This is a genomic window from Enterobacter sp. 301B, assembly GCF_003850715.1.
In the GTDB taxonomy this organism is placed as follows: Bacteria; Pseudomonadota; Gammaproteobacteria; order Enterobacterales; family Enterobacteriaceae; genus Enterobacter; species Enterobacter intestinihominis.
On the sequence record NZ_PQTC01000021.1, the window covers coordinates 1 to 23462 of the forward strand.

At 53.8% G+C, this 23462-nt stretch carries 19 protein-coding genes and 1 rRNA gene; 8 read left to right on the forward strand and 12 right to left on the reverse strand.

Annotated elements, in window-relative coordinates; genetic code table 11:
* Positions 1-5 precede the first annotated feature (5 nt).
* A 5S ribosomal RNA gene (gene rrf / locus C3451_RS19230) occupies positions 6-121 on the forward strand.
* A 99-nt stretch (positions 122-220) separates the two neighbouring features.
* Here rrf and mobB read toward each other — a convergent pair.
* Both mobB and mobA read right to left on the reverse strand, forming a co-directional pair.
* A complete protein-coding gene (mobB, locus tag C3451_RS19235; RefSeq protein WP_022649861.1) occupies positions 221-724 on the reverse strand; it encodes a molybdopterin-guanine dinucleotide biosynthesis protein MobB in 504 nt (167 codons plus the stop codon).
* On the reverse strand, positions 721-1305 hold the full coding sequence (gene mobA / locus C3451_RS19240; protein ID WP_045620866.1) for a molybdenum cofactor guanylyltransferase MobA: 585 nt from the start codon (positions 1303-1305) through the stop codon (positions 721-723). Before mobA ends, mobB begins: the two co-directional genes overlap by 4 nt.
* A 68-nt stretch (positions 1306-1373) precedes the next feature.
* Between mobA and C3451_RS19245 the strand changes: the two genes are divergently transcribed.
* The 3 genes from C3451_RS19245 to dsbA all read left to right on the forward strand — a co-directional run bounded on the left by C3451_RS19245 (position 1374) and on the right by dsbA (position 3356).
* Positions 1374-1643 (forward strand): YihD family protein, encoded by a 270-nt coding sequence (locus C3451_RS19245; RefSeq protein WP_003861904.1) that lies wholly within the window; start codon positions 1374-1376, stop codon positions 1641-1643.
* 75 nt (positions 1644-1718) lie between these two features.
* Complete coding sequence (locus C3451_RS19250) at positions 1719-2705, forward strand: serine/threonine protein kinase (RefSeq protein ID WP_045620867.1); 987 nt, start codon at positions 1719-1721, stop codon at positions 2703-2705.
* Positions 2706-2732: 27 nt separating this feature from the next.
* Positions 2733-3356: a thiol:disulfide interchange protein DsbA gene (gene dsbA, locus C3451_RS19255; protein WP_022649858.1), complete on the forward strand. Its 624-nt coding sequence runs from the start codon at positions 2733-2735 to the stop codon at positions 3354-3356.
* A gap of 21 nt (positions 3357-3377) precedes the next feature.
* Here dsbA and C3451_RS19260 read toward each other — a convergent pair whose 3' ends face one another.
* Positions 3378-4286 (reverse strand): acyltransferase, encoded by a 909-nt coding sequence (locus C3451_RS19260; protein ID WP_045620881.1) that lies wholly within the window; start codon positions 4284-4286, stop codon positions 3378-3380.
* Positions 4287-4725: 439 nt separating this feature from the next.
* On the opposite strand from C3451_RS19260, the gene polA reads away from it, so the two are divergent.
* Entirely contained in the window at positions 4726-7518 is a 2793-nt protein-coding gene (gene polA, locus C3451_RS19265; protein WP_022649856.1) for a DNA polymerase I, read from the forward strand.
* 311 nt (positions 7519-7829) lie between these two features.
* On the opposite strand, the gene yihA is transcribed toward polA, so the two are convergent.
* On the reverse strand, positions 7830-8459 hold the full coding sequence (gene yihA, locus C3451_RS19270; RefSeq protein WP_045620868.1) for a ribosome biogenesis GTP-binding protein YihA/YsxC: 630 nt from the start codon (positions 8457-8459) through the stop codon (positions 7830-7832).
* A gap of 580 nt (positions 8460-9039) precedes the next feature.
* On the opposite strand from yihA, the gene yihI reads away from it, so the two are divergent.
* Positions 9040-9555, forward strand: a complete 516-nt coding sequence (gene yihI / locus C3451_RS19280) for a Der GTPase-activating protein YihI (protein ID WP_022649854.1) — start codon at positions 9040-9042, stop codon at positions 9553-9555.
* A gap of 188 nt (positions 9556-9743) precedes the next feature.
* The gene (hemN, locus tag C3451_RS19285; RefSeq protein WP_032626916.1) at positions 9744-11117 is read left to right on the forward strand and encodes an oxygen-independent coproporphyrinogen III oxidase; all 1374 of its coding nucleotides are present in this window, start codon (positions 9744-9746) and stop codon (positions 11115-11117) included.
* A gap of 100 nt (positions 11118-11217) precedes the next feature.
* Here the strand turns inward: hemN and C3451_RS19290 are convergent, their stop codons facing one another.
* The 4 genes from C3451_RS19290 to glnA all read right to left on the reverse strand — a co-directional run bounded on the left by C3451_RS19290 (position 11218) and on the right by glnA (position 15489).
* Entirely contained in the window at positions 11218-11328 is a 111-nt protein-coding gene (locus tag C3451_RS19290) for a YshB family small membrane protein (RefSeq protein ID WP_017382667.1), read from the reverse strand.
* A gap of 110 nt (positions 11329-11438) precedes the next feature.
* Entirely contained in the window at positions 11439-12851 is a 1413-nt protein-coding gene (glnG, locus tag C3451_RS19295; RefSeq protein ID WP_022649852.1) for a nitrogen regulation protein NR(I), read from the reverse strand.
* 11 nt (positions 12852-12862) lie between these two features.
* Positions 12863-13912 (reverse strand): nitrogen regulation protein NR(II), encoded by a 1050-nt coding sequence (gene glnL, locus C3451_RS19300; protein ID WP_003861923.1) that lies wholly within the window; start codon positions 13910-13912, stop codon positions 12863-12865.
* Positions 13913-14079: 167 nt separating this feature from the next.
* Positions 14080-15489, reverse strand: coding sequence for a glutamate--ammonia ligase (gene glnA / locus C3451_RS19305; RefSeq protein ID WP_003861925.1), 1410 nt, complete (start codon positions 15487-15489; stop codon positions 14080-14082).
* A gap of 377 nt (positions 15490-15866) precedes the next feature.
* Between glnA and typA the strand changes: the two genes are divergently transcribed.
* Positions 15867-17690 (forward strand): ribosome-dependent GTPase TypA, encoded by a 1824-nt coding sequence (typA, locus tag C3451_RS19310; RefSeq protein WP_022649851.1) that lies wholly within the window; start codon positions 15867-15869, stop codon positions 17688-17690.
* A gap of 79 nt (positions 17691-17769) precedes the next feature.
* Here the strand turns inward: typA and ompL are convergent, their stop codons facing one another.
* From ompL to C3451_RS19330, 4 genes are all read right to left on the reverse strand, one after another.
* Positions 17770-18456: a porin OmpL gene (ompL, locus tag C3451_RS19315; RefSeq protein WP_032626918.1), complete on the reverse strand. Its 687-nt coding sequence runs from the start codon at positions 18454-18456 to the stop codon at positions 17770-17772.
* Between the two features lie 74 nt (positions 18457-18530).
* Positions 18531-19955, reverse strand: coding sequence for an MFS transporter (locus tag C3451_RS19320; RefSeq protein WP_022649849.1), 1425 nt, complete (start codon positions 19953-19955; stop codon positions 18531-18533).
* Between the two features lie 43 nt (positions 19956-19998).
* Positions 19999-21381: an MFS transporter gene (locus C3451_RS19325; protein WP_022649848.1), complete on the reverse strand. Its 1383-nt coding sequence runs from the start codon at positions 21379-21381 to the stop codon at positions 19999-20001.
* A gap of 45 nt (positions 21382-21426) precedes the next feature.
* The gene (locus C3451_RS19330; RefSeq protein ID WP_063139308.1) at positions 21427-23451 is read right to left on the reverse strand and encodes an alpha-glucosidase; all 2025 of its coding nucleotides are present in this window, start codon (positions 23449-23451) and stop codon (positions 21427-21429) included.
* Between the last annotated feature and the right edge of the window lie 11 nt (positions 23452-23462).

The following is a 23462-nucleotide window of genomic DNA, read 5'->3' on the forward strand; positions in this document are numbered from 1 at the left end:
ATTTGCCTGGCGGCTTTAGCGCGGTGGTCCCACCTGACCCCATGCCGAACTCAGAAGTGAAACGCCGTAGCGCCGATGGTAGTGTGGGGTCTCCCCATGTGAGAGTAGGGAACTGCCAGGCATCAAACAAGTGAAGAGGCCATCCGCAAGGATGGCCTTTTTGCGTTTGTACGTCGAAAAACGATAGGCCGGGTCAGGCGAAGCCGTCACCCGGCAGCTTTCAGACTGCACACCACGCCAAAATAAACTCTGCAATCCCCTCCACATTATTCAAATCCAGAACCGGTACTTCCAGCGTCAACGCAGCGTCACTGGCCACAGCAATCACATGTTCATCCAGCGTTAACTCACTTACATCATGCCCGGCACCGTTTCTGAACAGCAGGATCTTCGCAACAGCCTCGTGCTTAAACCCCTCAACCAGCACCAGATCCAGCGTGGAATGATCCATCCGGCTGACAAGATAAGCGAGATCCAGCGGTGCTTCATCCGGAGTTTCTGTCATTAACGCCCAGCGCTGGTTACTCGCCACCATCGTTTGTGCAGCGCCAGCCTTACGCAGCTCATAGCTATCTTTCCCCGGCTTATCGACATCCATGTTATGGTGCGTGTGCTTAATCAATCCGGGACGAATACCTTTAGCGCAAAGTGCAGGTATCAGCTTTTTTAGCAGCGTAGTCTTCCCGGTGCCGCTCCAGGCAGAGATCGCTAATACGGGTATCATTTCTTCTCCAGCATCATCTGCAAATCTTTCGTCGTGTTTACATTCACAAACGCCGATTTCATGTCGCTGAAATCAACGGAATGCCCTCCTGACTGGCGCATAAATACCATGACGCGTCGCTCTCCTGCGGCCAGGTAATCTTCCAGCGCAGATATTAACGAGCGATTAATCAATGCGATCGTCGGATGGTCGCGTTCGCCGTCGTGTACCCAGACGACGGGAGCACCCTCGCACCGCTGCACCAGACGTTCAACCAGACAGGACGGGATGAAGGGCGTATCACATGAACAAAAGAGAAACCACTCTCCATGCGACTGCTGCATAACGGAAAGCATTCCCGCCAGCGGGCCGGGGTAGTCCACAAGCTTATCCTGATAAACCGGATATCCACTGCGCTGGTAAATATCAACATGTCGGTTAGCGCTGATCGCCATCGACGACACCTGATTTGCCAGGGTATCAGCAACATGCTGCCATAAGGGGGTGTTGTTCAGGAGCTGAAGACCTTTATCTTTTCCGCCCATTCGCGTTGCCCTGCCTCCGGCAAGAACGACCCCGATGATTTCCTGGCATTGATTCACGAATATCGCCTCTTTTATTGTGGGATTGACCCTGCTAACGTGTCTCTCTAAATGAAAGGAGCACTACCATGAAATGTAAACGTCTTAATGAAGTCATTGAGCTTCTCCAGCCGGCCTGGCAAAAAGAGCCAGAGCTGAATCTGATGCAATTTTTACAGAAACTGGCGAAAGAGTCAGGTTTTGATGGCGAACTGGCAGACCTTTCTGACGACATCCTGATCTACCACCTCAAAATGCGTGACTCGGCTAAAGATGCTGTTATTCCTGGTATTCAGAAAGATTATGAAGAGGATTTTAAAACCGCATTACTGCGCGCCCGAGGCGTAATTAAAGAGTAAAAGCTTGTAAGCGGAGCCACCGAAATCGCCACAAGATGATATCCTGAATCATTCGTATAATTTCCGGATGATCGGATGAACGACCAGGCTTTTACTTTCCAGACACTACACCCGGATACCATTATGGATGCGCTGTTCGAGCAGGGTATTCGTGTGGATTCCGGGTTAACCCCTTTAAACAGCTACGAAAACCGTGTCTACCAATTTCAGGACGAAGAGCGGCAGCGCTTTGTCGTAAAGTTTTACCGGCCACAGCGCTGGTCCGCAGAACAAATTCAGGAAGAGCATCAGTTTGCCCACGATCTGCTGGATGACGATGTTCCCGTTGCGGCACCGCTCAAATTTAATAACCAAACGCTGCTGACCCATCAGGGTTTTTACTACGCGGTATTTCCGAGCCTGGGCGGAAGACAGTTTGAGGCAGATAATATCGATCAGATGGAATGGGTTGCCCGTTATCTGGGGCGCATTCATCAGACGGGACGTAAAAAATCGTTTGTTGCCCGACCGACGATTGGTGTTCAGGAATATCTTATTGAGCCGCGAGAGGTATTCGAAACATCGGCGCAGATCCCAAAGGCGCTTAAGGATAATTTCCTCACGGCGACCGATAAGCTTATTGATGCTGTAAAAGCCTGCTGGCGGGATGATATTACCGCTCTACGCCTGCACGGTGACTGCCACGCCGGGAATATTCTCTGGCGCGACGGCCCGCTATTTGTCGATCTTGATGACGCTCGTATGGGACCTGCGGTGCAGGATCTGTGGATGCTGCTCAACGGTGATAAAGCCGAGCAGCGCATGCAGCTTGAGACCATAATTGAAGCTTATGAAGAATTTAGCCCCTTTAATTCAGACGAAATTGCCCTGATAGAGCCTTTACGTGCGATGCGATTTGTTTATTATCTCGCGTGGTTAATCAGGCGTTGGGAAGACCCGGCTTTTCCCCGAAATTTCCCCTGGCTTACCGGGGAGGATTACTGGCGCAACCAGATATCCACATTTACCGAGCAGGTTAAGGTTCTACAGGAACCCCCTCTGCAATTAACGCCGATGTATTAATTGGACACACCCAGGAGAGAGTTAATCATGAAAAAAATTTGGCTGGCGCTGGCTGGTATGATTCTGGCATTTAGCGCAACTGCTGCGCAGTTTACCGACGGCAAGCAGTACATTACGCTGGACAAGCCTGTAGCTGGCGAGCCTCAGGTGCTGGAGTTCTTCTCCTTCTACTGCCCGCACTGCTACGAGTTTGAGCAGGTACTTCATGTTTCTGACAACGTGAAGAAAAAGCTGCCGGAAGGCACCAAAATGACGAAATACCACGTTGAGTTTCTTGGCCCATTGGGTAAAGATCTGACTCAGGCATGGGCGGTTGCGATTGCGCTGGGTGTGGAAGATAAGATCACCGCGCCTATGTTTGAAGCCGTACAGAAAACCCAGACCGTACAAACTACGGCAGATATCCGTAAAGTGTTTGTTGATGCCGGTGTGAAAGGTGAAGACTACGACGCTGCCTGGAACAGTTTTGTGGTGAAATCTCTCGTGGCACAGCAGGAAAAAGCTGCCGCTGACTTCCAGTTGCAGGGCGTGCCAGCGATGTATGTTAACGGTAAATACCAGGTAAATATGCGTGGTATGGACACCACCAGTATGGATATCTTCGTACAACAGTACGCTGATACCGTGAAACACCTGGTTGAGATGAAGTAACAAACATAAAGAAAACGCCGGTCATTGACCGGCGTTTTTGTATGAAGATTTTAACTCCGCTATCTGTTCGTCTTTCTCTTTCCAGAGTGTATTGAGCCAAAGCTGGAAACGACGTTTGAAGTTTTTATCGTTAACGTAATCACCGTGCAGTTCCGTATCGATGGGCAACAGATCAACGCGGACTACGATACGCGTCAGCTTGCCGCTGAGCATATCGTAGAACGGCGTCCTGTCGTTTTCCGGATAGCAGAGCGTTACGTTCAACAATTTATCAAACTGCTCACCCAGCACGTTGAGGGCCATTGCGATACCCGCTGCCTTTGGCGGCAACAGGTGCTGATACGGAGAGCGAGTCTGCTGGCGCTTCTCTTCGGTAAAGCGCGAACCTTCGACGAAATTAACTATGGTGGTGGGATGCGCGCGAAACTTCTCGCAAGAACGGCGCGTAGTTTCCACGTCCATACCGCGGCGTTCCGGATGACGAATCAGATAGCTGCGTGAATAGCGTTTCATAAACGGCATATCCAGCGCCCAGCAGGCCAGACCAATGAAAGGCACCCATGCCAGTTGCTGTTTCAGAAAGTATTTGTTCATCGGAATATGTTTGCGAAACAGCACGCACAATACAACGATGTCGGCCCAGCTGTGATGATTGCAGATCAGCAGATACCAGTTCTTTTTATTCAGCTTCTCAAGGCCCTGAACGTCCCACTTTAACCAGGGGTTCAGATACAACAGGATCGCCAGCCCTTCACACCAGCAGTACATCATAAAATTACAAAAAGCAGACACTGAACGCCATACCGGAGGGACGGGCAGCAGGAGCTTAATTATTCCGGCAACGATGATTGGCACAGAACAGGCGATGGTAACCAGAATAGTTAAAATGACGCTTAGCAATAAGGTTATCGCAGCGAGTATTTTCGACATAATGAATTTTTTCAGATAGTTAGCTGTAATTAAGCAGCCGGCTATCCGGTGCTGGGCGCCGATCTTATCAGATATTGGCCCAGACCAGGGCGCTTTCACACGAAGAGGCTGCGGCTTTTCCTGCCATGCAGCGAAATTTTCTATATTGACAGGGTGCTTACGTCTTATATCCACATAGACTAAATAACCATCAGTGGGATGGGATCTTAAGTGATCTAATTTCAAATAATTGATTTTATTTGATAAATAATTTTTCAGTATCAGTTTTATAGAACTGTTATTCACCCGTATTAAAAATATGCACAAACTTATCCACAGTTTGTTTTTGCGAGCGATCTTCACGATCGCAAAATCTTTTTCTGTATAAAGCGCTAAAACCTGATGTTTTCATCCTTCTGTGGCATCCTTTACCCATAAATTAATTAAAGGCACGGACATTATGGTTCAGATCCCAGAAAACCCACTTATACTCGTCGATGGCTCTTCTTACCTTTATCGGGCGTATCATGCGTTTCCTCCTCTGACCAACAGCGCAGGGGAACCTACCGGCGCAATGTACGGCGTGCTGAATATGCTGCGCAGCCTGATTCTGCAATACCACCCAACCCATGCGGCCGTGGTGTTTGATGCGAAGGGGAAAACCTTCCGCGATGAATTATTTGAGCATTACAAATCTCACCGTCCTCCCATGCCTGACGATCTGCGTGCGCAGATTGAACCGCTGCACGCTATGGTCAAAGCGATGGGGCTGCCTTTGCTGGCTGTCTCGGGCGTTGAGGCTGACGACGTTATTGGCACCCTGGCGCGCGAAGCTGAAAAGGCTGGCCGTCCGGTGCTGATCAGTACCGGTGATAAAGACATGGCGCAGCTGGTAACACCTGGGATCACGCTGATTAATACCATGACCAACACCATTCTTGGCCCGGAAGAAGTGGTTGCCAAATATGGCGTGCCGCCAGAACTCATTATTGATTTCCTCGCCCTGATGGGGGATTCCTCGGATAACATCCCTGGCGTGCCGGGCGTGGGCGAAAAAACAGCTCAGGCGCTGCTGCAAGGGTTAGGTGGGTTGGATACGCTGTACGCTGAGTCCGACAAAATTGCCGGACTTACCTTCCGTGGTGCAAAAACCATGGCCGGAAAGCTCGCCGATAACAAAGAGGTGGCTTACCTCTCTTATCAGTTAGCCACCATCAAAACCGACGTCGAGCTGGAACTTACCTGCGACCAGCTTGAAGTGCAGGAACCCGCCGCAGAAGAACTGCTTGGCCTGTTCAGAAAATACGAATTTAAACGCTGGACCACGGATGTCGAAGCCGGGAAATGGCTTCAGGCGAAAGGGGCAAAAGCTGCGGCGAAGCCGAAAGAAACTATTGTTGTCGATGCCGAAGAGCAGGCAGAAGAAGAAGCGGCAGCGCTCTCATTCGATAACTATGAAACCATCCTTGAAGAGTCGCAGCTCGTCGCCTGGATTGAAAAGCTGAAAAAAGCACCGGTATTTGCGTTCGATACCGAAACGGACAGTCTCGATAACATATCTGCCAATATGGTGGGCCTGTCATTCGCGACGGAGCCGGGTATGGCAGCCTATGTTCCGGTAGCGCATGACTATCTGGATGCGCCGGAGCAGATCTCGCGCGAGCGCACCTTAGAACTGCTGAAGCCGATTCTGGAAGACGAGAAAGCGCTGAAGGTCGGGCAAAACCTGAAGTACGACCGCGGTATTCTGCAAAACTACGGCATTGAACTGCGTGGTATCGCTTTTGACACCATGCTGGAATCTTACATTCTGGACAGCGTGGCGGGCCGCCATGATATGGATTCCTTATCCGATCGTTGGCTGAAACACAAAACCATCACCTTTGAAGAAATTGCCGGTAAGGGCAAAAATCAGCTGACCTTTAACCAGATCGCGCTGGAAGAAGCAGGCCGCTACGCCGCGGAAGACGCTGATGTTACGCTACAGCTGCATCTCAAAATGTGGCCGAAATTGCAGAAGCACGAAGGGCCGCTTAATGTTTTCCAGAACATTGAGATGCCGCTGGTGCCTGTGCTGTCCCGCATTGAGCGTAACGGCGTCAAAATCGACCCAACGGTGCTGCATAATCACTCTGGCGAGCTGGCGCAGCGCCTGACCGAGCTTGAACAGAAAGCGCATGAGCTTGCTGGAGAGGCATTTAACCTGTCGTCACCGAAACAGCTGCAAACCATCCTGTTTGAAAAGCAGGGTATCAAACCGCTGAAGAAAACGCCGGGCGGCGCGCCTTCAACCTCTGAAGAGGTGCTGGAAGAGCTGGCGCTGGACTATCCGCTGCCAAAAGTTATCCTGCAGTACCGTGGTCTGGCGAAGCTGAAATCGACCTATACCGACAAACTGCCGTTGATGATTAACCCGAAAACGGGCCGCGTACATACTTCCTATCACCAGGCTGTGGCGGCGACCGGGCGACTTTCGTCAACCGATCCTAACCTGCAAAACATTCCGGTGCGTAATGAAGAGGGCCGCCGTATACGCCAGGCTTTCATTGCGCCAGAGGATTATCTGATTGTCTCCGCAGACTACTCGCAAATCGAACTGCGTATTATGGCGCACCTGTCGCGTGACAAAGGCCTGCTGACGGCATTTGCCGAAGGGAAGGATATCCACCGGGCGACAGCTGCCGAAGTGTTTGGCCTGCCGCTGGACAGCGTGACAAACGAACAGCGTCGTAGCGCAAAAGCGATTAACTTTGGCCTTATTTACGGCATGAGCGCATTTGGCCTATCACGCCAGCTCAACATTCCGCGTAAAGAGTCGCAGAAGTATATGGATCTCTACTTTGAGCGCTATCCGGGCGTGCTGGAATATATGGAGCGTACCCGCGCGCAGGCGAAAGAGAAAGGCTACGTTGAAACGCTGGATGGCCGTCGTCTTTACCTTCCGGACATCAAATCCAGCAACGCCGCGCGCCGTGCTGGCGCTGAACGTGCTGCTATCAATGCCCCGATGCAGGGCACTGCGGCAGATATCATCAAACGCGCGATGATCGCCGTTGATGCCTGGCTGGAAAAAGAGAAACCGCGCGTGAAAATGATCATGCAGGTACACGATGAACTGGTATTTGAAGTCCATAAAGACGACCTGGAAAAGGTCTCTCAGAAGATCCATGAACTGATGGAAAACAGCATGAAGCTGGACGTTCCGTTGCTGGTGGAAGTGGGTAGCGGCGAAAACTGGGATCAGGCTCACTAAGCGTTATCGGAATAACGCGCGTTTTATGTAAGTAAGCAACATAAGTACGCGCGTTTTGTGACGATCATTAGAATTCCCTATGTAAAGAATGAAAAAAAACTACAAAAAGTGCTTTTTCAAGAGAAAAAAAAAGAGTAGAGTTAACGACGTAGGGTACAGAGGTAAGATGTTCTATCTTTCAGACCTTTTACTTCACGTAATCGGATTTGGCTGAATATTTTAGCCGCCCCAGTCAGTAATGACTGGGGCGTTTTTTATTGCGGGAAGGAAAGTTTCGGGCGAAAAAAACGCGGTCATCGCCGCGCCTGTTGTTACTCTGCTTCCGCTTCTGTCGCCGGTTCCAGATCGTTAAACCAGCTGTCTAGCTTCTGTCGCAGTTTGTCCACACCCTGCTTTTTCAGCGAGGAGAACGGTTCAACCTGTACATCACCGTTGAATGCCAGCACCGCTTCACGCACCTTGTTCACCTGCGCCTTGCGCGCGCCGCTCGCCAGCTTATCCGCTTTTGTCAGCAGCACCAGCACCGCAATATCGCTTGCCACCGCCCAGTCAATCATCTGCTGGTCGAGATCTTTTAGCGGGTGTCGAATATCCATCAGCACCACCAGACCTTTCAGACACATGCGTTTTTCCAGGTATTCACCCAGCGCACGCTGCCATTTGATCTTCATCTCTTCCGGTACCTGCGCGTAACCGTAGCCCGGTAAATCGACCAGGCGTTTGCCTTCAGACACTTCAAACAGGTTAATCAGCTGAGTACGGCCAGGTGTTTTTGAGGTACGCGCCAGGTTTTTCTGATTGGTCAGCGTATTCAGGGCGCTGGATTTTCCCGCATTGGAGCGGCCAGCAAATGCCACTTCAATCCCTGTGTCTGAGGGCAGGTGGCGAATATCGGGCGCACTGGTGACAAAATGCGTCTGTTGGTAGTTCCAGGTAGTCACGTGGTCGTCTCCAAAAATCGTAATCTGCGGGGGATTATACCTGAATGCGGGCAAAAGGCTTTTCCCTTCGTCATTGACGTGTAAGTGAAAGCCCTACGGAATGTAAGAGATCTGCCCTTAAGCGTATGAGAAATTTAAGAGAAATCGCAGGCGCTAGAAAATTCAAAATATTAAAATTCAAAGAGTTATTAATGAGTAATTATCTGAAAATCCGGTTTAGTACCTTTTCGTTGCTTGTTAGTTTAAGAGAACAAGGTAAAGTGTGCGTCAAGGCGAGGATGCCAGCAGGAAAACGACTTAAGGATAAGGGTCAGGAGCGCCAGGAGGCGAAGACTCAGGATTGTCAGGACGACCGGCGCCTGGAGGCGTTTTTAACAGGAAACGGAACCGTATCACGGACGGTAGTAGCCAAGGGATAAACAGGGTTTGTTGAAGGCAAACAGGGAATGTCTGACCCGTTAAGGGTTGTGAGTCAGGAAAAAAGGCGACAGATTGCTCTGTCGCCTTTTTTCTTTGCTTGCTTTCTGCTAGATTTCGCCGCAATTCTATACTGAAGAAAACGACTTAAAGATAAAACATCATGAAAAAACCGACCTCCGCTGCGGGCGCGAAACGCCCTGCAAAAGCCCGCCGCAAAACGCGCGAAGAACTGAATCAGGAAGCGCGCGATCGCAAACGCGATAAAAAGCATCGTGGCCATACTGCGGGTAGCCGTGCTAATGGTGGCGGTGCCGCAGGCGCTTCTGCAAAAGGCAAACAGCAGAAAGATCCTCGTATCGGCAGTAAAACTCCCATTCCACTGGGCGTGACAGACACGCCGGTCACTAAGCAGCACAAACCAAAGAGCGAGAAACCTATGCTTTCACCGCAGGCTGAGCTGGATATGCTGGAGAACGATGAGCGCCTGGATGCGTTGCTGGAACGTCTTGAAGAGGGTGAAACCCTGACCGCTGAAGAGCAGTCCTGGGTAGATGCCAAACTGGATCGCATTGATGAACTGATGCAGAAGCTGGGTCTGTCCTACGATGATGAAGAAGACGAAGAGGAAGACGAAAAGCAGGAAGATATGATGCGTCTGCTGAAAGGTGGAAACTAACATTTGCACCCGGCAGGTACACTCGTCCTGCTTATAACCCTTCCGGTTATATGTTATCTGGTGTGGTTATTCGTTAAACTACGGCGGTTGTCGCGGCGACAGAAGTGGCTGCGCACCCGAATGATGGCCCGCAACGGGACCAGAACGGGCCGCCGTATACGAACGCGACACCAACGGAAGGAGTGAGCATGTCTGTACCATCTATCGACTGGGATTTGGCCCTGATCCAGAAATATAACTATTCCGGGCCGCGTTATACCTCATACCCCACCGCGCTGGAGTTTTCTGACGCTTTCGGCGAGGCGGATTTTCAGCATGCTGTGGCGCGCTATCCCGAGCGCCCGCTGTCGCTCTACGTCCATATTCCGTTCTGCCACAAGCTCTGCTACTTCTGCGGCTGCAATAAAATCGTTACCCGCCAGCAGCACAAAGCCGATCAATACCTCGATGCGCTTGAACAGGAAATTCTGCACCGCGCACCGCTGTTTAAAGGCCGTCACGTCAGCCAGCTTCACTGGGGCGGCGGTACGCCAACTTATCTGAACAAAGCGCAGATCAGCCGCCTGATGGCGCTTCTGCGCGGCAATTTCAGTTTTAACCACGACGCTGAAATTTCGATCGAGGTCGATCCGCGTGAAATCGAGCTGGATGTGCTGGATCATTTACGCGCCGAAGGCTTCAACCGCCTGAGTATGGGCGTACAGGACTTCAACAAAGAAGTACAGCGCCTGGTCAACCGCGAGCAGGATGAAGCGTTTATCTTTGCCTTACTCAACCATGCGCGTGAAATCGGCTTTACCTCAACGAATATAGACCTGATTTACGGCCTGCCGAAGCAGACGCCGGAGAGCTTCGCCTACACGCTTAAACGCGTGGCTGAGCTCAACCCGGACCGTCTGAGCGTCTTTAACTATGCGCACCTGCCGACGCTGTTCGCCGCGCAGCGCAAAATCAAAGATGCGGATCTGCCTTCCGCCCAGCAGAAGCTGGACATTTTGCAGGAGACCATCGCCTCGCTGACCGAAACCGGCTATCAGTTTATCGGGATGGATCACTTTGCCCGCCCTGACGACGAACTGGCGATTGCTCAGCGCGAAGGTGTTCTCCATCGTAACTTCCAGGGATACACCACCCAGGGAGATACCGATCTGCTCGGAATGGGTGTCTCCGCTATCAGCATGATTGGCGACTGCTACGCCCAGAACCAAAAAGAGCTGAAGCTGTATTACCAGCAGGTTGATGAAACGGGCAACGCGCTGTGGCGCGGCATTGCGTTAACGCGCGACGACTGCATCCGTCGTGATGTGATTAAGGCGCTTATCTGCAACTTCCGTCTCGAATTCCGCGAGGTGGAGTCGCAATGGGATCTGCAATTCAGCGATTACTTTGCCGAAGACCTGAAGCTTCTGGCGCCGCTGGCGAAAGACGGGCTGGTGGATGTGTCGGAGAGCGCGGTGGTCGTCACGCCGAAGGGGCGTCTGTTGATTCGTAATATCTGCATGTGCTTCGATGCCTATCTGCGCCAGAAAGCACGTTTACAGCAGTTCTCGCGCGTGATTTAAGTTGCAATGCCGGGAGGCGCTTCGCTTACCCGGCCTACAACTCGCATTTATGTAGGCCGGGTAAGGCGAAGCCGCCACCCGGCTTTTCATTGACAGCTCGTTAGCTAAACAGCCCAACCAGTGCCGCACACAATACCGCCGCAACGGCAGTTTGTGGCGTGTGGCTTTCTGCTGCACCGCTCGAAAGTAAGGTCACTAATGATTCCAGCATGATGCTCCCCCCAGTTTCCGGGCACGATCATACAAAACTCATCGGAACAGTAAAGCGCAAAATAACGGCACTTTGCGCTCAATTAGTAACCTTTACACAGCGGAGTAAGATCACTCCATTCCCAGCTCTTTCAGCTTGCGCGTGAGGGTGTTTCGACCCCATCCCAACAGGCGAGCCGCTTCCTGTTTGTGGCCCTGGGTATGACGAAGCGCGGTGGTCAACAGCGTGCGCTCCATTTCAGGCTGTGCTTCAGAAAGCAAGTTTTGATGACCGGAACGCAGCGCGCGATCTGCCCACTGCGCCAGCAGCGTCGCCCAGCTGTCCGGCAACGTATGTCCTGCGGTGCTCTCGGGCACGGTGGCTTCAAACAGTTCTGCCGGTAAATCCTGAATCAGCACTTCCTGGCCGGCGGCCATCACCGTCAGCCAGCGACAGGTGTTTTCCAGCTGACGCACGTTGCCCGGCCACGCCAGACGGGTGAGGGCGGCATCCGTTTCCGGATGAAGCTGCTTGGCTTCCACGCCCAGCTCGCGGGCCGCCACCTGCAGGAAATGGCGCGCCAGACGCGGGATATCTTCCCGACGCTCGCGCAGCGGCGGCAGGTGGACGCGGATCACGTTCAGACGATGGAATAAATCCTCACGGAATTTCCCCTCCTGTACGCGCAGCTCCAGGTTCTGGTGCGTCGCGGCGATAATGCGTACGTCCACCTTCACCGGCGCATACCCTCCCACGCGGTAAAACTGTCCATCTGCCAGCACGCGCAACAGTCGGGTCTGTACATCCAGCGGCATATCGCCGATTTCATCCAGGAAAAGCGTGCCGCCGTCAGCCTGTTCAAAGCGTCCCTGACGAATGGTATTGGCTCCGGTAAATGCCCCTTTTTCGTGGCCGAACAGCTCAGATTCAATTAAATCCTTAGGGATCGCTGCCATGTTCAGGGCGATAAAGGGGGCTTTCGCCCGCGGGCTGTGGCGATGCAGGGCGTGTGCGACCAACTCTTTACCGGTCCCTGATTCACCGTTAATCAAGACGCTGATAGACGAGCGCGACAGACGCCCGATGATGCGAAACACGTCCTGCATGGCCGGCGCTTCACCGATGATGTCCGTCGTTGGTCCAAAGTCGGGGGCATTGCGGGGCTGCTGTTGCTCCTGATAGTGGCTGATAGCGCGCTCAACCAGCGCAACGGCTTCGTCGATATCAAACGGTTTTGGCAGGTAATCAAACGCGCCCTGCTGGTACGCGCTGACGGCAGCATCCAGGTCGGAGTGGGCGGTCATTATGATGACCGGAAGCATAGGGTGGCGCTGTTTGATCTGCTTTAAGAGCGCCAGTCCGTCCATACCCGGCATGCGAATATCCGAGAGCAGAACGTCCGGCGTTTTGGTGGTGAGTGCGTCGAGCACCTCGCTGCCACTCTCAAACGTCGTGCAGCTTAATCCCGCTCCTGTGAGCGCGCGTTCAAGCACCCAACGGATGGAGCTATCGTCATCGACTACCCAGACTATCCCTCGTTGCATAAACGTCACCTTTATTTTTTAATCGGCAGGAAAACCGAAAACTCGGTATGTCCCGGCCAACTGGTAAATTCAATTTTGCCGGAGTGTTGGTCAATCAAATTTCGGGCTATGGATAACCCCAGCCCGGTGCCGCCTTCGCGACCGCTGACCATCGGGTAGAACAGGGTGTCCTGGAGATGCGGCGGGATCCCCGGTCCGTTATCTTCCACATCAATACGTGCTGCCAGACGATAACGTACGCCGTGCAGCGTCAGCTGGAACGCGGTGCGGGTACGCAGAATAATTTCGCCACCCTCCGGGCCCAGCGCCTGCAACGCGTTACGCACAATGTTCAACAGCACCTGTTCAATCTGGTCCGGATCGTGCGCCAGCTCCGGCAGGCTTGGGTCATAGTCACGCACCAGCGTGACGTTATCCGGCAGCTCCATCGAGACGAGTTTCACCACCCGCTCCGCGACCTTGTGAATGCTTTCTGAAACGTGCATCCCTGGCTGCTGCGGCCCGAGCAGGCGATCGACCAGATTACGCAGGCGGTCCGCCTGCTCAATAATGACGTTGGTATACTCCGCCAGGGCAGGGTCAGGCAGCGCTTTGGTCAAAAGCTGTGCCGCACCGCGTAAGCCGCCCAGCGGGTTTTTGATCTCATGGGCCAGCCCGCGCACCAGGTCGCGAGCCGCAATCTGCTGCGCATGCTGAAGCTGCTCCTGGCTGAGACGACGCTGGTTATCCATCGGCGCCATTTCCAGCAGAATCATGCCATCTGGCAGGCGCTGTGCGGTGAGGGACAAAATATGCGAGCGTCCGTCAATCACCAGCGTCACTTCGTTATCGGTGAAGCCCTGACCCGCCTGCAAACTCTCCTGCATCAGGCCAATATTCAGCGAGAAATAGCTCAGCAGTTCTGGCAGCGGCGTGCCAAACAGTTTACGGGCGCTTTGGGCGAGCAGCTGCTGCGCCGCCGGGTTGGCGTAATGCACCGCCAGCTCGTCGTCGACCAGCAAAATACTGTTAATTAAAGAATTGAGGATCTGCCCAGCATCGGGCAGCGTGCCAGTTGCCATTCAGCAGTCTCCTGGAGTCGTTGCACTATTTTAGTGCAGTATAGCGTTTTAGAGGTAAAAAGCGCGTGAGATCAGGTTGTTGGTGGAGAAAAAAGCCCATCCGAAGATGGGCTAAAGTTTCCACGGCAACGACTCCCGACGCGTATGCGCCGGGTAAAACAAATCAATTAAACGCTGTAGTACAGTTCGAACTCAACCGGGTGCGGCGTCATGCGAACGCGGTCGTTTTCTTCGGTACGCAGCGCGATGTAAGCGTCGATAGCTTCATCGGTGAACACGCCGCCAGCGGTCAGGAACTCGCGGTCTGCGTCCAGCGCCTGGAGGGCTTCTTCCAGAGAGCCGGCAACCTGTGGGATCTCTTTCGCTTCTTCTGGCGGCAGGTCGTACAGGTTTTTGTCCATGGCTTCGCCCGGGTGGATCTTGTTCTTGATACCGTCCAGACCGGCCATCAGCAGTGCTGCGAAGCACAGGTATGGGTTAGCCGCCGGGTCCGGGAAGCGCACTTCGATACGACGCGCTTTCGGAGACGCAACCACCGGGATACGGATAGAAGCAGAACGGTTACGGGCAGAGTACGCCAGCATTACTGGTGCTTCGTAGCCAGGGACCAGACGCTTGTAGGAGTTAGTGGTTGGGTTCGCCAGGGCGTTGATCGCTTTAGCGTGTTTGATAACACCACCGATGTAGTGCAGCGCCTGCTCGGACAGACCCGCGTACTTGTCGCCAGAGAACAGGTTAGTACCGTTCTTGGACAGGGACATGTGGCAGTGCATGCCGGAACCGTTGTCGCCAAACATGGGTTTTGGCATGAAGGTCGCGGTTTTACCGAAACGGTGCGCAACATTGTGCACAACGTATTTGTAGATCTGAATCTCATCCGCTTTTTTGGTCATGGTGTTGAAGCGGGTAGCGATCTCGTTCTGGCCAGCCGTTGCCACTTCGTGGTGGTGCGCTTCAACAACCAGGCCCATCTCTTCCATGATCAGACACATGGTAGAACGGATGTCCTGTGAAGAATCGACCGGAGGAACCGGGAAGTAACCGCCTTTCACGCCCGGACGGTGACCTTTGTTACCACCTTCGTACTTGGTGGAAGAGTTCCATGCGCCTTCGATGTCATCGATAGCGACGTGGGAGCCAGAAATGGAAGCACCAAAACGGATGTCGTCGAACAGGAAGAACTCTGGCTCTGGCCCGAACAGAACGGTGTCTGCAATACCGGTAGAACGCAGGTACTCTTCAGCGCGTTTTGCGATGGAGCGTGGGTCACGGTCATAGCCTTGCAGCGTGCCAGGTTCCAGGATATCGCAGCGGATGATCAGCGTAGGTTCTTCGTAGAACGGGTCAATGAGCGCAGTGGTTGCATCTGGCATCAGAACCATGTCGGATTCGTTAATGCCTTTCCAGCCGCCAATGGAGGAGCCGTCAAACATTTTGCCTTCTTCAAAGAATTCGGCGTTCACCTGATGAGCAGGGATCGTGACGTGCTGTTCTTTACCTTTGGTATCGGTGAAGCGCAGATCAACAAACTTCACTTCATGTTCGTTCAGCATCGTCAAAACGTGTTCAGCGGACATACTTAACTCTCCAGATTGGTCATTGTCGTCGTGGTAACGAGGTCTTCAAATCGGCTGGGCTGCCATATTTTTACTGTATTTCTGTAAAGCGAAATCTGTGCCAACTTTTAAAACACCCCAAAAAGGCGTTATCATGCGCACCATAGTGCAGAAGGGCTGCACCACATTGGATTCGTTGCACCATTATAGTGCTTCAGTGTGAACATTGAGCACCATATTGGTGCAATTTACGTTAAAGTGCCCTTTTACCGCTCCGTGAAAGCGATCACAAAGCATCTCTGCAATACTTGTTTGCGGGGGATGTTTGTGATCCTGTTTTGTAGTGCGATTAATCCGTGTACAATAACGCGCTATTTCTAAATGCCTGAGGCAAAGTTGTGATCGAAAAATTGCGTAATATCGCCATCATCGCGCACGTCGACCATGGTAAAACTACCCTGGTTGACAAGCTGCTACAGCAGTCCGGTACGTTTGATGCTCGTGCCGAAACTCAAGAGCGTGTGATGGACTCCAACGATTTGGAGAAAGAGCGTGGGATTACCATCCTCGCCAAAAACACCGCTATCAAATGGAATGACTACCGTATCAACATCGTTGATACCCCAGGGCACGCCGACTTCGGTGGTGAAGTTGAGCGCGTGATGTCCATGGTGGATTCCGTGCTGCTGGTGGTTGACGCATTTGATGGCCCTATGCCGCAAACGCGCTTCGTGACCAAAAAAGCATTTGCCCACGGCCTGAAACCTATCGTTGTGATCAACAAGGTTGACCGTCCTGGCGCGCGTCCTGACTGGGTTGTTGACCAGGTCTTCGACCTGTTCGTTAACCTCGACGCGACCGACGAACAGCTGGACTTCCCTATCGTTTATGCGTCTGCGCTGAACGGTATCGCCGGTCTGGATCACGAAGACATGGCGGAAGACATGACTCCGCTGTACCAGACGATTGTTGACCGTGTTCCTGCGCCAAACGTTGACCTGGAAGGCACCCTGCAAATGCAGATCTCCCAGCTCGACTACAACAACTATGTTGGCGTAATCGGCATTGGTCGTATCAAGCGCGGTAAAGTGAAGCCTAACCAGCAGGTCACTATCATCGATAGCGAAGGCAAAACCCGTAACGGTAAAGTCGGTAAAGTACTGACTCACCTGGGTCTTGAGCGTATCGAGAGCGACATCGCTGAAGCGGGCGACATCATCGCTATTACCGGTCTGGGTGAACTGAACATCTCCGACACCATCTGCGATCCGCAGAACGTCGAAGCGCTGCCAGCCCTGTCCGTTGATGAACCAACCGTATCCATGTTCTTCAACGTCAACACCTCTCCGTTCTGTGGTAAAGAAGGTAAGTTCGTTACCTCTCGTCAGATCCTTGACCGCCTGAACAAAGAGCTGGTGCATAACGTTGCGCTGCGCGTTGAAGAAACCGAAGACGCTGATGCATTCCGCGTTTCCGGTCGTGGTGAGCTGCACCTGTCTGTTCTGATTGAGAACATGCGTCGTGAAGGTTTCGAGATGGCGGTATCCCGTCCGAAAGTTATCTTCCGCGAAATCGATGGCCGTAAACAAGAGCCATTCGAAAACGTAACGCTGGACGTTGAAGAGCAGCACCAGGGTTCTGTCATGCAGGCACTGGGTGAGCGTAAAGGCGACCTGAAAAACATGAATCCAGATGGCAAAGGCCGCGTACGTCTCGACTACGTGATCCCAAGCCGTGGCCTGATCGGCTTCCGTTCTGAGTTCATGACCATGACCTCCGGTACCGGCCTGCTGTACTCCACCTTCAGCCACTATGACGACATCCGTCCGGGCGAAGTGGGCCAGCGTAACAACGGCGTACTGATCTCCAACGGTCAGGGTAAAGCGGTTGCGTTTGCGCTGTTCGGTCTGCAGGATCGCGGTAAGCTGTTCCTGGGTCACGGTGCTGAAGTTTACGAAGGCCAAATCATCGGTATTCACAGCCGTTCTAACGACCTGACGGTAAACTGCCTGACCGGTAAGAAACTGACCAACATGCGTGCGTCCGGTACTGACGAAGCAACGGTTCTGGTTCCACCGATCAAGATGACGCTGGAGCAGGCTCTGGAATTCATCGATGATGACGAACTGGTAGAAGTGACGCCTCAGTCAATTCGTATCCGTAAACGTCACCTGACCGAGAACGATCGTAAACGTGCTATGCGCGGTGCGAAAGAAGAGTAATTCGGTTATGCCGTAGGCCGGGTAAAGCGCAAGCGCCACCCGGCAACGAAAAGCCGCTGAGCGATCAGCGGCTTTTTTATTAGAAGGAATAACGTAACCCTAACCGAATCCGGTACTGCTCGCGGTTGTAATCATTCCATCGGTCCAGCCACTGGAGTTCGAGGTACGGCAGCCAGTTTCTGTCGATTTTATAGCTGAACTTGTTGGTAATTTCCCAGTGATGATCTTTGCCATTTTTGCTGTGGTAATCATTCACCCGCTGGAAAAAGTGCGGCTCAAAGGTGTAGAAAAACGCATCCGTCACTTTGAAATTCCAGTAGTTGGCGAATTCGTGCGTGTCGTTTTTATCCATCTGCCCGTTATAGTCCGGCGTATCGTAATTGTTATGGTTATAGCGATAGCGGAACGTCAGATTGAACCAGTCCGTAAATTTATAGTTAGTATCTAAATAGAGTGCTCCACCCGATCCTGCGCTGCTGTCATTGATCAAGCCGCCGGGCTGGAAGGTGAGTTTGTCGGTCGGTTTGAAGAGCGGATACCAACCCTCGATTTCGTTATAGCTGTGCTTCAGTTCGTCCCATTTCCCCACGTTATAAGCGTTGGTGAACATCAGCCCCGCGCCCATATCGAAGTTATAGCCCGCACGCAGGATCACCTCGTGCAGCTCAGAGGCCGTATTGTACGCTTCGCGCGTTTCGACATAGGCCCCGGCAAAAACCGGGCAGGACACAGACGACACGATCAGTACGGTGATGATTCTATTCATAATTTGTCCATGTATCAGGTACAGAAAGGCCTCCCTCCTGATTAACAGGAAGGACATATTGGCCGGATTTATAGTTATAAAGTGACTGCTGACGCTTTATTGTTGGTGGTTATCTCAGGGGTATTTGCTGTCTGTTTTTTCCGTTTTCCAATCTCCTCGATAATAAAGGCGAAGCGCGCTTCGTTGAGTTTATAAAACAGCCCCATGGTCACGGCAGCAACGATCGCCAGGCCGCACGGCCAGAGGAAAATCAGCTGACGCAAACCCAGCAGCGTGCCCGCGCTCTGCACGGCATGGGGAACGTAGCCAATCTGGGTCAGCATGATACCGGGCAGAAAACCGGCGAGCGCCGCGGAGATTTTGCGCGAGAAGGTATAGCCGGTATACACCGACCCTTCGGCGCGAATCCCGGTTTTCCACTCGCCGTAATCAACCGTATCCGGCACCAGCGCCCAGTTCAGGCTGTTCACAAACGCCGTGCCGAAGAAGGCCATGCAGGAAAAGAGCACAAACAGCAGGGAGCTGGTCCCCCAGAAGAAATTCAGCACGTCGCCCACCGCCCACAGCGCCAGCCCGCCCAGATAGACCGGTTTCTTGCCAAAGCGCTTTACCGCACCGGGCACCAGAAACACGCCAATCAGAATGCAGCCCATACTGAAAAAGCCCATCCACGACAGGAGATGCAGATCGTTCAGCACGTACTGGGTGTAATAGACCTGGATCGCCAGCTTGATGTTAAACGCGGCGAGGGTACAGAGGTTGGCGATGCACAGCACCAGCAGCGGCGGATTGCGGAAAATTGCGCAGAATGATTTCAGAATGCCGGGCTTATGGTGATCGGGCGTAAGCTCGACGTAGCGCTCTTTCACCCCGCTGTAGCACCACCACATGCAGAACAGCCCCCCGGTGACGAACACCAGCGCGGCCACCAGATAGCCGAGTGAGGGCTGGCTGACGAACAGCGCCTGAATCGGCATAAAGCCGACGGTGCAGAGCAACAGTCCTACCGTTGCGCCGCCCTGACGCCACGCCGCAAGCTGCGCGCGCTCGTTCGGGTTTTTGGTGATGGCCGGAACCATTGCACCGTAGGCGCAGTTCATCAGGCTGTAGCAGAGGCCAAACATCATGAAGAGCACGGTGGCGAGGGCCGTTTTCACCGTCAGGCTAAAGTCGTTGGCCATAAACTGCGCCGTGGCCACCAGCGCCACCGGGACGGAGGCGTAGAGAATGAATGGCCGGAATTTCCCCCGCGCGCCGATATTACGCCGGGAGTCCAGCAGCACCCCGGTCAGCATGTCGGTAAACGCGGTAAAGAACTTGGCGACCAGAAAAATGATGCCGCCGTAGAACGCGGGCATGCCCAGCTCGTCCGTGTAAAACTTCAGCAGATACAGCGTGCCAATACAGAGCATCAGGTTCGAGCCAAAATCGCCCATCCCGTAGGCGCACTTCTCTCGCAGGCTCAATTTCAGGGTTAACGGATCAGTATTGTGTGTCATGGTCGATCCTCAAAGCGCCCCGCAGGGCGCTCAATCACGTCATTTATGCCGTACGTTTGCGCAGCTCAATTTCTTCCACGATGCGCACATACATCTTCTCGTTGAGGTTGTAGAAGCAGCCCATCGCCACGATGGTGATGACCGCCAGCAGGCTCGGGTAGATAAATATCAGCTGCCGCAGCCCTTCAACCGTGCCGGCGGATTGCACCACGTTGGGCACATAGCCAATCTGCGTAAGCATGATCCCCGGGAAGAAGCCCGCCAGCGCCTGCGATACCTTGCGGAAGAAGGTAAAGCCGGTATAGACCGTCCCCTCGGAGCGTACGCCGGTGCGCCACTCGCCGTACTCCACGGTATCGGAGACCAGCGCCCAGTTCAGGCTGTTCACGAACGCGGAACCGAAGAACGCCAGACAGGAGAACGCCACAAAGCTCACCGAGCCGCCGCCGAAGAAGTAGTTAAGCAGATCGCCTGCCACCCAAATTGCCAGCCCGCTGATATAGACCTTTTTCTTACCAAAGCGCCGCACCGCGCCAGGCATCATAAAGACGCCGATAAAAATACAGCCCATGCTGAAGAAGCCCATGTACGACAGCAGGATCGGGTCGTTCAGCACGTACTGCGTGTAGTAGACCTGAATGGCGAGTTTGACGTTAAAGGCACCCAGCGTGCACAGGTTAGCGATGCACAGGATAAACAGCGGACGGTTCCCGGCGATGGCGCGAAACGACTGCAACAGCCCCGGTTTCTGCGCCGGGTTAGCAGGTTGCGTCTCAACGTAACGCTCGGTTACGCCTTTATAGCACCACCACATAAAGAACAACCCGAACAGCGAGAAGAGGGTGGCGGCAAAGATGTAGCCAAGCTGGTCATTGCCCTCAATGAGGTTCATCACCGGGACAAAGCCCACGGTACAGAGCAGCAGGCCGAGCGTGGCGCCGCCCTGACGCCAGGCCGCCAGCGAGGCTCGCTCGTCCGGGTTTTTGGTAATGGCGGGCACCATCGCGCCGTAAGAGCAGTTCATCATGCTGAAGAACAAGCCGTACAGCATGAACAGCACCGTTGCCATCACCGTTTTGCCGGTCATCTCAAACGGTGTGCCGACGAAGTTGGCAATCGCCAGCAGCGTCACAGGGAAGGCTGCATACAGCACGAACGGGCGGAATTTCCCTTTCGGGCCAATCTTGCGCCGGGAGTCGAGCATGATCCCGGTGCCCATATCGGTGAAGGCGGTAAAAAACTTCGCAATCAGGAAGATAATCCCCCCGTAGGTACCGGGCAGTCCCAGCACGTCGGTGTAGAACTTCAGCAGATACAGCGTGCCGATATCCAGCAGGATGTTAGAGCCGAGATCGCCCATCCCGTAGGCGAGTTTTTCTTTAAACGGCAGGCGCAGGGTTGCCGGGTCAGAAGTATGTTGACTCATTATTGTTCTCCGTCTGCCCGCAGGTTTCCCCGCGGGCGAGCCTTATCAGATATGACGTAAGGTGCTAAACAGATCTGCCCATTCGCTTTGCTGGCGATAGAAGACCGGCGGTTTGCCGAGCGGGGCATCAACGGTCACGTCACCGCCCTGGCAGGTTTCCCCCGTCCACGCATTGACCCAGCTGTCCTGCGGCAGATAGAGCGACCAGTCGCGGCGTCCCTCTTCATGAACCGGGGCCACCAGCAGATCGCGGCCAAACAGGTACTGGTATTTCAGCGTGTAGGCGCGCGCGTCGTCCTCGTAGTGCAGGAACAGCGGACGCATCACCGGCAGGCCGCTTTTCGCGTTCTGCGCAACCGCAGCTTTGATATACGGCTTCAGGGTGGTGAACACGGTGGTCATGCGCGCGAAGTGCGCGATGGTTTCGGCGTCGCCGTCGAACTGCCAGTTGTCGCCAGGGCGATTGCCCTCGTGGGTACGCATCATCGGCGTAAAGGCGCTGAAATCGCACCAGCGCAGCAGCAGCTCTTTGCTGCGCTTCATCTCGAACAGCGTCGTATAGCCGCCAATGTCGCTGTGGTGCAGCCCGTGCCCGGTCATCGCCAGAGACAGCGCCGCCGGTACGACGGACGCCAGACCATCGTCCAGGCTCCAGTCGACGTTCTGATCCCCCGCCCACATCATCACCGAGTGCTTCTGGCTGCCGGTGTAGCCCGCGCGCATGAAGAACAGGATCTCCCCGAGCTTGCCGGTCTCCTCCAGTGCTTCGTAGTTACATTTCGCCCACAGGGCAGGCCAGGCGTTATGCATGATCTCCGCGCTAACGCCGTTGTGCAGGAAGGTATCGGTCGGCAGATATTCCCCGAAATCGGCCATCCAGCCGCCGCAGCCCAGTTCGATCAGGTTCTTTTTGATGACCTCTTTGTACCAGCCGTAGGCTGCCGGGTTGGTCAGGTCGATAACGCCCGCGTAGAATTCGCCGAACTCAACGTGGTAATCCTCGCCGTTGGCGTTTTTGGTCAGATAGCCGCGTTTCGCCGCCTCTTCGCAGAGATCTTTATCGCTGGCGACGTACGGGTTGATATAGGAGAGGAACTGCACGCCTTCCTGTTTCCACTGCGCAATCCGCTCATCAAGCTGCGGATAGAGCGCGCTGTTCCACTTCCAGTTCCACATCACGCGTTTGCCGAAGGAGGTCATCCGGATGCCGGACCAGTCCTGCGCCCAGATGCCGTTCACCTTCACGCCGCCCTCGCGCATGGCGTCGAGCTTCTGCTGACACACCTCGGTGCCACCCTGAATACCCAGCGTCACGCCGTCGTAAACCCAGTCCGGCAGTTCAGGCTGACGCCCCAGCAGGCCGGTCAGTTTTTCCAGCAGATCGACGTAGGTTTCTGCGCATTCGAAGCGCAGCGTGGCGTTATCTTCCCAGAACGCCAGCTCGTGGAAGTCCGGCGCGCTGAAGTCGAAGTTCATATAACAGCTGTTATCCACGTGGCAGTAGTACTTCTGGGTGCTCACGAAGGTAGGCTGCGGGAAGAAGGTCCAGTAGTAATCGCCGCCCGCGTTCTCTTTGCAGTCGGCCTGCCAGGTGACGTAGGTCTGCTTATTGCGGCCCACGCCCTGCTCGCTGGTCCACAGCGGAAACGGCTTGCCGCGCAGATCGAAATACGAGAACTGCTCGCCGCAGCCGTAAATATGATCGTCAGGCTGAGCTGCCAGCCGCAGCCAGATGCGGTTATGGCTGGCGGCGTCATTTTTCAGCTTCAGCTCCAGACGGCCTTCAGCATCTACGCCCACCAGCAGTGTCTCGCTCACCGCGTCGCCGCGGGTAAAGCGGATTGCCCAGCCCGTGCTTTGCTGCGTAACGGTCGCGTTCGTCAGGGCAATCTTTTCGTTGAGCTTGTCTTTGATGCTGAAGTTGCCGCGAAACATCTCGATATCCGCCTCACCTGCGCCGATCCACAGGCAAGGGGCATCCGCAGAGTGGGATAAAATCAGACGGTCCTGCCAGCGCAGGGAAAAACCACTTTCGTTATTTTTCAGGTCAATATTGTGTAGGGTACGCATAAAAACTCCGT